Source organism: Flagellimonas chongwuensis (assembly GCF_013376415.1).
Lineage (GTDB): Bacteria > Bacteroidota > Bacteroidia > Flavobacteriales > Flavobacteriaceae > Flagellimonas > Flagellimonas chongwuensis.
In genome coordinates this window covers 383,805-396,504 of record NZ_WYET01000001.1, presented here as the reverse complement: position 1 = coordinate 396,504, position 12,700 = coordinate 383,805, and the positions used below count along the sequence as shown (strand labels likewise).

Annotated in this window: 13 protein-coding genes; 9 read left to right on the top strand and 4 right to left on the bottom strand. The window is 41.1% G+C overall.

Features of this window, described 5'->3' with window-relative positions:
• Positions 1-11 precede the first annotated feature (11 nt).
• The 5 genes from GUA46_RS01775 to purD all read left to right on the top strand — a co-directional run bounded on the left by GUA46_RS01775 (position 12) and on the right by purD (position 6,407).
• On the top strand, positions 12-1,586 hold the full coding sequence (locus GUA46_RS01775) for an alginate lyase family protein (protein ID WP_313790849.1): 1,575 nt from the start codon (positions 12-14) through the stop codon (positions 1,584-1,586).
• Positions 1,583-2,776: a glycosyltransferase family 4 protein gene (locus GUA46_RS01770; protein WP_176619047.1), complete on the top strand. Its 1,194-nt coding sequence runs from the start codon at positions 1,583-1,585 to the stop codon at positions 2,774-2,776. Before GUA46_RS01775 ends, GUA46_RS01770 begins: the two co-directional genes overlap by 4 nt.
• Positions 2,777-2,793: 17 nt before the next feature.
• The gene (locus tag GUA46_RS01765; protein WP_176619046.1) at positions 2,794-3,945 is read left to right on the top strand and encodes a glycosyltransferase family 4 protein; all 1,152 of its coding nucleotides are present in this window, start codon (positions 2,794-2,796) and stop codon (positions 3,943-3,945) included.
• On the top strand, positions 3,942-4,913 hold the full coding sequence (locus tag GUA46_RS01760) for a UDP-glucuronic acid decarboxylase family protein (RefSeq protein ID WP_176619045.1): 972 nt from the start codon (positions 3,942-3,944) through the stop codon (positions 4,911-4,913). The genes GUA46_RS01765 and GUA46_RS01760 overlap by 4 nt, the downstream gene beginning before the upstream one ends.
• A 216-nt stretch (positions 4,914-5,129) precedes the next feature.
• Positions 5,130-6,407 carry a phosphoribosylamine--glycine ligase gene (purD, locus tag GUA46_RS01755; RefSeq protein WP_176619044.1) on the top strand — a complete coding sequence of 426 codons (1,278 nt, stop codon included), beginning with the start codon at positions 5,130-5,132 and terminating at the stop codon, positions 6,405-6,407.
• Here purD and GUA46_RS01750 read toward each other — a convergent pair.
• On the bottom strand, positions 6,396-6,617 hold the full coding sequence (locus tag GUA46_RS01750; protein WP_108245594.1) for a DUF6341 family protein: 222 nt from the start codon (positions 6,615-6,617) through the stop codon (positions 6,396-6,398). The genes purD and GUA46_RS01750 overlap by 12 nt on opposite strands.
• 39 nt (positions 6,618-6,656) lie before the next feature.
• On the opposite strand from GUA46_RS01750, the gene GUA46_RS01745 reads away from it, so the two are divergent.
• The 4 genes from GUA46_RS01745 to GUA46_RS01730 all read left to right on the top strand — a co-directional run bounded on the left by GUA46_RS01745 (position 6,657) and on the right by GUA46_RS01730 (position 10,308).
• Positions 6,657-7,586, top strand: coding sequence for a DUF6427 family protein (locus tag GUA46_RS01745; protein ID WP_176619043.1), 930 nt, complete (start codon positions 6,657-6,659; stop codon positions 7,584-7,586).
• A 39-nt stretch (positions 7,587-7,625) separates the two neighbouring features.
• Positions 7,626-8,231, top strand: coding sequence for a DUF4254 domain-containing protein (locus tag GUA46_RS01740; RefSeq protein WP_176619042.1), 606 nt, complete (start codon positions 7,626-7,628; stop codon positions 8,229-8,231).
• Entirely contained in the window at positions 8,215-9,264 is a 1,050-nt protein-coding gene (locus GUA46_RS01735; protein WP_313790848.1) for a glycosyltransferase family 9 protein, read from the top strand. Before GUA46_RS01740 ends, GUA46_RS01735 begins: the two co-directional genes overlap by 17 nt.
• A 105-nt stretch (positions 9,265-9,369) precedes the next feature.
• Positions 9,370-10,308 (top strand): hypothetical protein, encoded by a 939-nt coding sequence (locus tag GUA46_RS01730; protein WP_176619041.1) that lies wholly within the window; start codon positions 9,370-9,372, stop codon positions 10,306-10,308.
• Here GUA46_RS01730 and arsS read toward each other — a convergent pair.
• From arsS to GUA46_RS01715, 3 genes are all read right to left on the bottom strand, one after another.
• A complete protein-coding gene (gene arsS, locus GUA46_RS01725) occupies positions 10,305-11,393 on the bottom strand; it encodes an arsenosugar biosynthesis radical SAM (seleno)protein ArsS (protein ID WP_176619040.1) in 1,089 nt (362 codons plus the stop codon). The genes GUA46_RS01730 and arsS overlap by 4 nt on opposite strands.
• Before the next feature lie 85 nt (positions 11,394-11,478).
• On the bottom strand, positions 11,479-11,814 hold the full coding sequence (locus GUA46_RS01720; protein ID WP_176619039.1) for an arsenosugar biosynthesis-associated peroxidase-like protein: 336 nt from the start codon (positions 11,812-11,814) through the stop codon (positions 11,479-11,481).
• 191 nt (positions 11,815-12,005) lie between these two features.
• Complete coding sequence (locus GUA46_RS01715) at positions 12,006-12,563, bottom strand: fasciclin domain-containing protein (protein WP_176619038.1); 558 nt, start codon at positions 12,561-12,563, stop codon at positions 12,006-12,008.
• Positions 12,564-12,700 lie beyond the last annotated feature (137 nt).

Sequence of the window (12,700 nt, the reverse complement as noted above, 5' to 3'; positions counted from 1 at the left end):
TTAAAATATTGATGAAAAAGCACTTGAACACTATTAGACACTTAAAATGGAGACAAGTTTATTATCAGGTATTTTATCGGTTCAAAAGGAAGTTTAAAAGTTATACAACTCCTAAGTTCGATAAACATTTAAGGGAAAGAAAGCAACTTGAATGGAAGAATGGTTTAAGTGAACAGGAATCGTATTCTGTCCCCAATAAGTTTATGTTTTTGAATAGAGACAAGATATTTGGGCAGGCCGTCGACTGGAATTTTGGGAGCTTTGGAAAATTATGGACCTATAACCTCAATTATTTTGATTTTCTAAATCAAGAATCCATATCAGTTGAACAAGGTCTTTTTCTAATGAGAGATTATATTTCTAAGGAGGAGCAGCTAAAAGATGGCCTGGAGCCATACCCCATTTCGCTACGGGGCATTAATTGGATAAAATTTCTTTCCAAGAATGGAATTGAGGACGAGCAATTGGATAAAGCCCTTTTTAACCACTATCAAATCTTGTTGGATAATCTTGAATACCATCTTTTGGGAAACCATCTTTTAGAAAATGGATTTTCACTCCTATTTGGGGCATATTATTTTCAAGACGAAAAGTTATACAGGCAAGCAAAGAAGGTTTTAGGAAATGAACTCCGAGAGCAGGTCATGGGCGATGGCGCCCATTTTGAGCTCTCTCCCATGTACCATCAAATTTTATTACATAGGTTGCTTGATTGTATAAAGCTTTCCCAATCCAATTCATGGAAATCTGAAGAGCTTCTTTCACTCTTCAAAAAAAATGCAATAAGGATGCTCTCTTGGCTTGAAATAGTGACATATTCGAATGGTAATATCCCAATGGTCAATGATAGTGCTTACGGTATAGCTCCTTCATCTGTAAGTTTATTTAACTATGCAAGAAGCCTTGGTATAAAATGGGAAAAGGGAAAAATGTCTTCTTCTGGATATCGGAAATTTGAGAAATCAGGTTTTGAAGTCTTTATGGATGTGGGAAATATTGGGCCGGATTACCAACCAGGACATGCACATTCGGACACATTTAACTTTGAACTGTATGTGGATCAACAACCCATACTTGTGGACACGGGAATTTCAACTTATGAGAAAAATGAATTAAGACAGAAAGAGCGAGAAACCTCCGCACACAATACTGTTAAAATAGGTAATAGAGAACAGACACAGGTTTGGGGTGGTTTTAGAGTTGGGAAAAGAGCCAAGGTCGTTGAACTTGAAGAACGAGATGGTTATATTAAAGCATCTCACAATGGATATTATCCTACACTTCATGAAAGAGAGTTTAGAATTGAGGATAGTGGATTCAAAATAATTGATAGGATTAAAAACCAAAAAGAACATGCAGTTGCGCATTTTCATTTCCATCCAAGTATCAGCAATATAGAGCAAGAAAGGGATTCAATCATTTTGCAAACAGAAGGAATTGTGCTCTTTTTTAAAGGAGAGGGAATAAAGGTTTCCAATCAGCCATGCCATATTGCGGAAGGCTTCAATATCCGAAAAAACGCAATTAAAATTGAGGTAAGTTTTAATCAAACTTTAGAGACAACCATAAGAAAAGTAAATAGATGAGAATTCTTTTTCTAACGGACAATTTCCCCCCCGAATTCAATGCCCCTGCTTCACGCACTTATGCGCACTGCAAGGAATGGGTAGAACAAGGGGCAGATGTAACGGTCATTACCGGAGCACCAAACTTCCCAAAAGGGAAGGTTTTTGAGGGATATAAAAATAAACTGAGACAAGAAGAGTGGATTGACGGTATCAGGGTAATTCGGGTTTGGACCTATATTGCCGCCAACGAAGGCTTCATAAAAAGAATTGTGGACTATAACAGCTTTATGATTTCAGCAATATTCGCAGGTCTTTTTATAAAAACAGATTTGATTATAGCCACGTCCCCACAATTTTTTACCGCTATTGCAGGTAGATGGCTGTCCATTTTAAAAAGGAAAAAATGGATTATGGAGGTGAGGGACATTTGGCCAGAATCCATAAAGGCTGTAGGTGCTATGAAGAGCAACTTTATCATCAGGTATTTTGAGTATTTGGAAAGAAGAATGTATAAAACTGCCTATAAAATTGTTACTGTCACAGATAGCTTTAAAAAACAATTGATTCAAAAGCACAACATTCCATCCAGCAAAATAGGAGTGTTTAAAAATGGAATCGATGAATCGCTGTTTCAACCATCGCCCAAAAATCAAGACATTTTAAAAAACCATGATTTAGAGGGAAAATTTATTATTGGGTACATAGGTACCCATGGGATGGCACATAAACTCGATTTCATTCTAATCGCCGCTAAGGAAATTAAGGACCCGAACATTCATTTTTTGTTTTTGGGCTCAGGAGCGGAGAAAGAAAACCTTTTGAACCTAAAGGAAAAACTAGGATTAAAAAACATCACGATGTTGGATTCGGTACCCAAACATGAAGTAAGCATGCACATTTCAATCTTAGATGTGGGACTTGTAAACCTGAAGAAGTCGACAACCTTTAAATCTGTGATTCCATCAAAAATATTCGAGCTGGCGGCCATGCACAAACCTATACTCTTGGGTGTGGAGGGAGAGTCTAAAGAATTGCTTGAGAGCTATGGAATAGGTGAATCCTATGAGCCTGAAAATAAAGAGGAATTTATAAATAAGGTGGAAAAGCTAAAAGCTCAAAAAAATAAACAATATCCCTTTGATACCTTTGTGGCTGATTTTAAAAGAAATAATATTGCAAAACAAATGCTATTATTCATGAGTAAATAGCGCAAATTTTAAGTAAGATGAACTTTCTGGAAACCGCGGTCTTAGTTTTTATTGGATCCTTCCTTCTAGTGTATCTCACAATTCCCAAGATAATAGGTGTTGTTGAATACAAAAGGTTAATGGACGATCCCAACCAAAGAAGTTCACATAGTCAGAGAACACCGACCTTAGGGGGGGTTTCCTTCTTTTTCACACTCATTATTGCTCTATTCTTTATTAAGAACTGGCACGAACATACCGAAGACATATTCATCATTCCCGGTCTCACCATCTTGTTCATTATTGGTTTAAAGGATGATATGGTGGTACTGTCTCCTGGGTCAAAACTAATTGCTCAAGTAGTTGCAATTGCTTTTATTTTGGTTAACGATAGCTTTGGGATTGAGTCTTTGAACGGTTTTTTGAATATTTATGAAATACCATATTACCTCTATTTGGTGATCGGGGGCTTTTTAATGCTTACCATTATCAATTCGTATAACCTAATTGATGGAATAGATGGGTTGGCTTCAATAGTTGGAATTGTAATTATGGTAATTTACACAACTATTTTCTATTTGTCTCAAGAGTATTTTTTTGCTTTGATAGCCATTACAATGAATGCCTGTTTAATGGCGTTTTTTGGATTCAATATATCATCAAGCAAAAAAATTTTTATGGGCGACACCGGCTCTTTAATCGTCGGGTTTATCATAAGCGTTTTGACATTGAAGTTTCTGGCCCTTGAACCAACAGCTTATGGAGAACTTCCATTTTTGTTGGAAAATGCGCCATTGATAGCTATAAGCATTTTGATAGTTCCTCTTTTTGATACAGCAAGAGTGTTTGCAATCCGGTTGGCAAACAAAAGAGGACCATTTTCTCCGGACAGGAACCATGTACATCATGTTCTTATTGATTTTTGGGGGCTTTCCCACAAACAGGCAAGTTTTATCATAGGCTGTTTCAACATCATCTTTGTAGTGTTGTTTATAATATTGGGAAGCAAGGCAAAGAATACAGGGATGGTGATAATGCTAGTAAGTGTTGTGATTTTTTTGGGTTATATATTTTTCAGGTACAATTACAACTTTACCACATTAAAGCAGAAGATTCGGTTGAAAAGGAAAATAGAGTCCATCAAGGGAAAAAAGGAAAACCCTGCTAAAAAGAAGAATGATAAAGAATGAAAAAAACACTCATCACCGGAGCGGCCGGATTCTTAGGCTCACATCTTTGCGATAGGTTCATTGCCGAAGACCACCACGTCATAGGCATGGATAACCTGATTACAGGGGATATCAAGAACATAGAGCACCTATTCCACCTAAAGCGGTTTGAGTTTTTCCATCACGATGTCACCAAATTTGTCCATGTTCCGGGCAAGATGGATTACATCCTTCACTTTGCCTCACCAGCAAGCCCCATAGATTATTTAAAAATACCGATTGACACGTTAAAAGTGGGTTCCTTGGGAACCTTAAACTTATTGGGATTGGCTAGAGATCATGGAGCAAGGATTCTAGTAGCATCCACATCCGAAGTGTATGGCGACCCCTTGGTACACCCACAAAACGAGGATTATTACGGAAATGTCAGCCCCATTGGGCCGCGAGGAGTATATGATGAGGCCAAACGCTTTATGGAATCCATAACCATGGCCTATCACCGGCACCATGGACTGGACACCCGTATCGTTCGGATTTTTAACACTTATGGGTCCCGCATGCGGCTCAACGATGGCCGTGTGGTTCCCGCTTTTATGGGCCAGGCCCTTCGTGGAGAGGATTTGACCGTCTTTGGAGATGGTTCACAATCCCGTTCCTTTACCTATATCGATGATCAAATTGAGGGTATTTACCGCCTTTTGATGAGCGATTATGTAGAACCTATCAACATCGGGAACCCGGATGAAACCACGATTTTGGAATTTGCCGAGGAAATCATCAAACTGACGGGAACCGACCAAAAAATCGTGTTCAAACCATTGCCACAAGATGACCCCATGCAACGTCAGCCCGATATTTCACGCGCAAAGGAAATTTTGGATTGGGAACCCAAGGTGCATCGTTCCGAAGGACTCAAAAAAGTGTTCGAGTATTTCAAATCCCTTTCGGATGAAAAGTTATGGGAGGCCCACAGAGAGTTTTTACCATAAATCATTCGTCAAATGTCATTTCGAAAAGAGGAGCGAAGCGACAATTGAGAAATCTGACTTGTTTTAGATTTCTCGCATTCGCTCGAAATGACAACCACACTCCGTTACGGCCTAGTGGAAATTTGTGCAATTCGTGTCGAAAACTAAGCCTAGATCATTTGCAAATAACCCTTAAATTAAATTTGAATTGAGTTATTTTTGCCAAAACATCAAATCATGAATATCCTGGTCTTGGGTTCTGGCGGTCGTGAACATGCCATTTCCCTAAAAATCTCTCAAAGTCCTAAAACATCCAAACTTTTTGTAGCGCCCGGCAATGCGGGCACCTCTCAAATTGCCACAAATGTTGAGGTCGGCGTGAACGATTTTGAAGCCATCAAGCAATTGGTACTCAAAGAAAGCATCGAATTGGTGGTGGTTGGGCCGGAAGATCCTTTGGTAAATGGTGTACATGATTTCTTCTTGAATGATGCTGACTTAAAATCCATTCCCGTAATCGGACCGGAAAAAGCTGCGGCAGAACTGGAAGGCAGCAAGGAGTTTGCCAAGGAATTTATGATGAGGCACAATATTCCAACGGCAGCTTACGAGAGTTTTACCAGTGAATCATTGGAGGCAGGATATGCTTTTTTGGAAACTTTAAAGCCACCGTATGTTTTAAAAGCAGATGGTTTGGCCGCCGGAAAAGGTGTTTTGATTCTTCAAGATCTGCAAGAGGCCAAGGATGAACTCAAGTCCATGCTGGTCGATTCCAAATTCGGAAACGCAAGTGCCACGGTGGTCATCGAAGAGTTCTTGGACGGTATCGAACTGAGCTGTTTTGTGCTGACCGATGGCACTAACTACAAAATCCTTCCCACCGCGAAAGACTACAAAAGAATAGGTGAGGGGGACACAGGACTCAACACCGGCGGCATGGGGGCCATTTCTCCGGTTCCTTTTGCCGATTCTATCTTGATGGACAAGATAGAGCGCCAAATCGTAAAACCGACCGTAGACGGCCTTAAAACCGATAATTTGCCTTATGTGGGCTTTATCTTTATCGGGTTGATCAAAGTCGGCGATGAGCCCAAAGTAATCGAGTACAACGTTCGTATGGGAGACCCCGAGACCGAGGTGGTGATTCCTCGCCTTAAAAGTGATTTGGTGGATGTCTTGGTTGCAATGGCCAAAGGAACTTTAGATCAAGTTGACCTTCAAATCGATGAAAGAGCCGCAACCACGGTGATGGCTGTTTCCGGAGGGTATCCCGAAGCCTACGAAAAAGGAAAAGAAATCACAGGGGCGGAAAACATTCAGGATTCCCTAGTTTTCCATGCAGGAACAAAACTATCAGAAGGAAAAGTAGTGACCAACGGAGGGCGCGTCATAGCGGTTACTTCCTTCGGAAAAGACTTTAAGGAAGCACTGAAAACATCCTATCAAAATATGGAAAAACTCCATTTTGATGGAATGTATTACCGAAAAGATTTAGGGTTCGATCTAGATGTATGAGTGGGAGCTTATGCTCTTGTCCTCTTCACCGTTCTCGTTGAAAATCTTCAACTGGCCCATCCAATAGACCATCGCCACAAAACCGATGATCATAAAAATCCAGTTAATGGAGTTGGAACCCCACCAGCTGTGCATAAAGCGGAAAAAATCTAATGGTGCGAAAAGGTAGTTTACAAATAAGTCCTCTATACCGTAAAAAAACTTGCTCATCTTGGCTATATTTACTTTACAAAAGTAGCAAAAGATAGGATGATTTCAAGCTTTTTCGGAAAAACTAAACCCATAAACAATATAGTTCTCGCCAGTTTCCTGTTCCTATTCTATTTTACAAATGTTTTTTTTCAACTGGGCGACCAAAAACTCAATCAGGTTATCCCCCTGGAACTGATGCTGTTTGCGGTTTTGTTGATCTCGGTTTTCATCACCAATCAAATTGTAAGAACTGAAAAGGCAACGGAGTCAAACTCCTACGCGATGCTCTTCTTTGTACTTTTAATTGTTTCGTTTTCCGATGAATTGGTGCTTCAAAACGTATTGTTTGCCAATTTCTTTTTGCTCTTGGCCTTTTGGCGGATATTGTCCATCAAGTCCACAAAAAATGTCAAACACAAAATTTTTGATGCCTCCCTGTTGATTGCCATTGCAAGTTTGTTCTACGATTGGGCCCTCGCTTTTATGCTCCTTGTCTTTTTTGTTATTGGGGTCTACGACAGAAGAACATTTAAAAATTGGCTGGTCCCTTTCTTGGGCGTTGCAACTATTTTTATGCTAACCTTCACCGTGTTGAAACTCAAAGGCTCATTGGATTTTTTTGAGGACCATTATCAATTTTCTTTGGGGCTTTTTACCAGCAAATCGTTCTTTCAGGTATTAAATATAAAGACATTGATCTATTTGATATTGACCATACTTGTTTCCATTGTGGTATTCATCAGGTTGAGAAACGTGAGCGGGGGTAAATTACTGTTGCTTCGGATAGTGTTTTTGATTTTTATCTTAGGTACCGGTATTATCCTTTTTACCCCTGCCGATGCCTCGCCGGTTTTGCTCACCTTTTTTCCCGCCGCTGTATTTTTTACCAATTATTTTGAAGCCATGAAAAAAAGAAGGCTTCAAGAAGCCGTAATGGTTGGCTTTGTGGTATTGGCCTGTTCGCTTTTTGCCGTTCATCTCAACTAAATATGGCATAAAGCAATATCTTTGAACAAATTTTAAGCTATGTTCAGCGATTTTGCCTTCAAGATATTTCAGGAAAGTATAGATACTTACCATATCAAGGACGATGTGTACCAAGAATTCAGCAACCCTTATCCAAAGGATAAAGTGGAGCATTTGCTTTACAGAAAAAACTGGATTGATACAGTCCAATGGCACTACGAGGACATTATACGGGACCCACAAATCAATCCTGTTGCCGCTTTGGACCTTAAACGTAAAATCGATGCTAGCAATCAGGATCGCACCGATTTGGTAGAGTATATTGATGGTTACTTTTTGAATAAATACCAATCAGTACAAGTAAAAGAGGGTGCCACCATCAATACCGAAAGCCCGGCCTGGGCCATTGACCGTCTTTCCATTCTTGCGTTGAAAATATATCACATGCAAGAAGAGGTGAACCGTAGCGACGCCCCTCAGGAGCATATCGATAAATGTAGTGCAAAATTGGCCGTGCTTTTGGAGCAGAAAAAAGACCTTTCCACGGCTATTGACCAATTATTGGCGGATATTGAATCGGGTGACAAGTACATGAAAGTCTACAAACAGATGAAAATGTACAACGATGATGAACTAAACCCAGTGTTGCGTGGGCAAAAAGGGTAAACATACCCATATTTTGGTCATCCGCCTGTCCGCCATGGGCGATGTGGCGATGACCGTTCCCATACTCCATGCGCTTACCGAGAAATATCCAGAAGTACGGCTTACCGTACTCACAAAAAGACCGTTCACTCCTATTTTTGATGGATTGACAAATGTTGAGGTAAAAGAAGCGGATGTAAAAAATAGGCATAAAGGATTGATGGGGCTTTGGCGATTGTACAAGGAGTTAAAACCACTTCAGTTAGACGCCATTGCCGACTTACATAATGTGTTGCGAAGCAGGATACTTAAAAAGTATTTTGCCTTGGAGCGGATTCCGTTTGCCCAAATTGATAAGGGCAGAAAAGAAAAAAAAGCACTTACCCGGCCCAAAAACAAAGTTTTTGAGCAATTAAGGACCACACACCAGCGATATGCCGATGTTTTTGCAGAACTCGGTTTCCCCATTGACCTGACCACAGCCAAACCATTGGACCGCATCCAGCTTTCCGAAAACGTTCTGGGGTTGGTGCAGCAGGATGCCAAGAAATGGGTGGGCATTGCCCCATTTGCTGCTCACGAAGGCAAAATGTACCCGTTGGAATCTACGGAAGAAATTATCCAAACGTTAAATAATACCGATAAGTATAAAGTTTTGCTCTTTGGCGGTGGAGCCAAAGAAGTGGAGGTATTGGAGAAATTTTTTGAACGGTATAGAAATGTTGAATGCATGGCGGGCAAACTCAATCTGGCAGAAGAACTACAGCTTATTTCCAATTTGGATGTGATGTTGTCCATGGATAGTGGCAATGCCCATATGGCTGCCAATTATGGAATTCCTGTGGTCACACTATGGGGGGTTACCCATCCGTATGCCGGGTTTTATCCATTCGGACAACCTATGGAAAACGCACTTATGGCGGACCGGGAAGCATATCCGCTGATTCCTACCTCGGTATATGGGAACAAAGTGCCCGAAGGGTACGAAAACGCCATGAAAACCATCAAACCAAAAGACGTATTGGAGCGATTGATGATAATTTTGGAAAGGTGAGCAACCAATTATTCGTTGCTGCATCATTTCGATAAGGTCATTTGTTATATCTTTCCATGTCCTTTTGGACCCGCACAACCCAAAATCACATAAACAATACAGACTATGAAAAAGACAAACTTGATTTTTACAACTTTGATGGGCATCGCACTGTTCTCCTGTTCCACCGAATCGTCTACAGGAAGCCCTGAACCCGAAGTTGCCCGATTGAACATTACATTTATAATGGATGACGAAGCCGAGCGATTGGACAATTTGGGCAATCCTGTATCGGTTCCCGAAGGAAATGCAGCTCAAAACCCTGATTTTGAGGTTCTGGGATTGCATTTTATGGGTCTTTATCCGGACAAGTTCACTCCCTATGATGAGGGTGTCACCATAACTTCGACCGCGACTACGGGAAGCGGGGGAGCCACTGCCATTGATTTTGACAGCGAAGTGTTTTTGAATGAAGAGATCAACACCTTTAGCATTCCATTGAGTTACGTAGCTGCCGGCACGTATGAATATTTTAGGGCTTCTATTGGGTACCAGAAATACAAAATCGTATACAACCTTGAGGGAGCCGAAACAGAAATTCCCGATTGGCCGGATGGCGTTGACGATAATATTGATGTGGATGCCACTGTTGGGTCTTTTTTGGGTTACAACACTTATATAGGCAATTATACCCTGGAAAAACTTACAGTAGATATCAATGGGAATAAGGCCCAAGGGTATTTTGGCCTGGAAACCCAAGGGAATATTAACGGGTTTGTCCTGACACAATTAACACAAGGCAATGCCCCCCAGACCACGGTGCCCAACCCCATTGATGATACATCTCCAGTTCCTGAGGGCTCATGCGTGGTAACAGGACAGTTTCCTTCTGCTTTGGTGATTCCAGCAAATGCCATTGAGGACATCAATATTGAAGTGGTCATATCCATCAACAATAGTTTTGAATGGGAAGACGGCAATGGCAATGGCAAGTACGAGCCTCTATTGGGCGAAAATGTGGTGGATATGGGTACACGCGGAGTGTTCCCCTCCGTAGTGGATTAGGCCACTGTTCCTTGGCAGCTACTACCGGCACCTGCGGTACATCCGTAGCAATGTTGTGAAATAATAATCTCCCGATTGCTCAGTACATCATCATTATAATCTTTGATGTGCTTTACCTTGCTCGCCACTTTTAGGTCCAGCATTTGATTGAAATCACAATCGTACAACCAACCGTCCCAACTTACGGAGATGGTATTGGTACACATTACGTTTTCAACAGCAGCAGGATTGTAGGCCTCCACCAAGGAATACATGTAATCCTCGTAATTGTCGGATGCGATGAGGTAGTCCAAAAACCGTGAAATTGGCAAATTGGTAATGGCAAAAAGATTGTGGAAATCAATGTCAAAATCTTCTTTCAATGCCTTTTTGAAATCTCGTTCCATCGCGCTTTGGTCCGTAGGTAAAAAGGCCCCGGAAGGATTGTAGACCAAATCCAAGCGCAGATCGCTGTTTGGCATGCCGTAGCCTACTTGGTTAAGCATCTGCAAAGCTTTGATGGATTTGTAAAAAACACCATCGCCACGTTGCTTGTCCGTTTTGCCACGCGTATAGTGCGGCATGGAAGACACCACATGGACGTTGTGTTTTTTAAAGAACTCGGGCAGGTCGTGGTACTTTTTATTGGCCATTATGATGGTCAAATTGGAGCGGACGATGAAATCTTGGATACCCGCTTTGGAAGCTTCTTCTACAAACCACCTAAAATCCGGGTTCATTTCAGGAGCTCCGCCTGTAAGGTCCAAAGTGTGCGCCCCGGTGTTGCGGATGACCTCCAGACATTGTTGCATGGTTTCACGGGTCATGATCTCCTGTCGGTCCGGGCCTGCGTCCACATGGCAGTGTGCACAGACTTGATTGCACATATACCCTACATTGATCTGGAGCACTTCCAACTTTTTTGGCTTTAATGGGAATTGACCTGATGCTGCGATTTTATCCTTAAAAAATGGAAGCTCTCCATTGGCAAAAAGGTCGCCGCTCAATATTTCCAATTGTTTTTGGGTATTGGCAAGCTCGTCTTCCCGCGCTTTTAATGATTTTTTAGCTGCTTTCTTTATGTCGGTGAGTATACTCTGCGTCATTTCTAATTTATATCGTCCGCCGGAACCCCTTATGTTCCATTCGGTATATTTTTTCTACTACCTAAAACCCCAAGTTTCCTAGGCACTACATGGAAAGTTTATCGTACTTGTTCATCATTTGAACACCATGAACCAATGAAGCGCCGCTTTCAATAGCCGCGCCCGCGTGCACGGCCTCCATCATCTCTTCTTTGGTGATGCCACGTTGCAGGCCATCCTTAGTATAGGCATCAATGCAATAGGGACATTTTACCACGTGTGCTACAGCAAGTGCTATCAAGGATTTTTCGCGCGCACTGAGGGCACCTTCCTCGAAAACCTTTCCGTAATAGTCAAAAAACTTTTTCCCCAGTTCTTCGCTCCATTCTGTGATGTTGCCAAATTTTCTAAGGTCTGCTGGGTCATAATATGAATTGGCCATGTTCTTCTATTTAATGTTTTACCTAAACATACAACAATTATCACATTCTTTTAGGTCGAAAAATTTTGAATAGGATTACAAATTCCCAAAAACAATCATGTCGGATTATAAGAAAACTGATTGTCAGTCACCTAAAAAAGAAAAGAGCGACTACTGTCGCTCTTCCACTAATTCAAATTAAGGACTACCTATTATTTTGAAGGTAATACAACAGTATCCACTACATGAATCACACCATTGGATTGGTTTACATCTGCAATGGTCACTGTGGAAACATTTCCAGCACTATCTTTTATCATTATCATCCCTTTGTCCATCATGGCGGTCAATTTATCTCCATTGACTGTAGTGAGTTCGGCCATACCATCACCTTTCTTGATCCATTTTTTCAAGTCTTTGGCATTGTATTTTCCAGCCACTACGTGATACGTAAGTACACCTTGCAATTTTGCCTTGTTTTCTGGCTTAAGCAATGTAGCTACTGTTCCATCGGGCAATTTTTCGAATGCACTGTTGGTAGGTGCAAATACGGTAAATGGACCTTCGCCTTGTAGCGTCTCGACCAAATCAGCAGCTTTTACGGCAGCCACCAAGGTAGTATGGTCCTTGGAGTTTACTGCATTGGAAACAATATCCTTACTTGGATACATGGGGGCTCCCCCTACCATTTTAGTTTGTGAAAAACCTGTAGTGATGGTCATAAACCCAGCACAAGCAATTAGTAACGTTAATGTTTTAATAGATTTCATGAGATTAAATTTTTAGTTTATATAATCACTTACGGAGTTTTGACTAGATGGGTTTGGTTTTTTGATTAGAGTCAAACCTTTTAATTGAAATACAATGTTGCCGTAACCTTGAAAAACCATCATTATGTTAACTTTAC

What these genes read in the sequence shown, in the direction of transcription:
- GUA46_RS01775 (WP_313790849.1), top strand. Translation starts at nt 12, where the DNA reads ATGAAAAAGCACTTGAACACTATTAGACACTTAAAATGGAGACAAGTT.
- GUA46_RS01730 (WP_176619041.1), top strand. Translation starts at nt 9,370, where the DNA reads ATGAAAAAGACAAACTTGATTTTTACAACTTTGATGGGCATCGCACTG.
- GUA46_RS01765 (WP_176619046.1), top strand. Translation starts at nt 2,794, where the DNA reads ATGAACTTTCTGGAAACCGCGGTCTTAGTTTTTATTGGATCCTTCCTT.
- GUA46_RS01720 (WP_176619039.1), bottom strand. Translation starts at nt 11,814, where the DNA reads ATGGCCAATTCATATTATGACCCAGCAGACCTTAGAAAATTTGGCAAC.
- purD (WP_176619044.1), top strand. Translation starts at nt 5,130, where the DNA reads ATGAATATCCTGGTCTTGGGTTCTGGCGGTCGTGAACATGCCATTTCC.
- GUA46_RS01770 (WP_176619047.1), top strand. Translation starts at nt 1,583, where the DNA reads ATGAGAATTCTTTTTCTAACGGACAATTTCCCCCCCGAATTCAATGCC.
- GUA46_RS01760 (WP_176619045.1), top strand. Translation starts at nt 3,942, where the DNA reads ATGAAAAAAACACTCATCACCGGAGCGGCCGGATTCTTAGGCTCACAT.
- GUA46_RS01715 (WP_176619038.1), bottom strand. Translation starts at nt 12,563, where the DNA reads ATGAAATCTATTAAAACATTAACGTTACTAATTGCTTGTGCTGGGTTT.
- GUA46_RS01740 (WP_176619042.1), top strand. Translation starts at nt 7,626, where the DNA reads ATGTTCAGCGATTTTGCCTTCAAGATATTTCAGGAAAGTATAGATACT.
- GUA46_RS01745 (WP_176619043.1), top strand. Translation starts at nt 6,657, where the DNA reads ATGATTTCAAGCTTTTTCGGAAAAACTAAACCCATAAACAATATAGTT.
- GUA46_RS01750 (WP_108245594.1), bottom strand. Translation starts at nt 6,617, where the DNA reads ATGAGCAAGTTTTTTTACGGTATAGAGGACTTATTTGTAAACTACCTT.
- arsS (WP_176619040.1), bottom strand. Translation starts at nt 11,393, where the DNA reads ATGACGCAGAGTATACTCACCGACATAAAGAAAGCAGCTAAAAAATCA.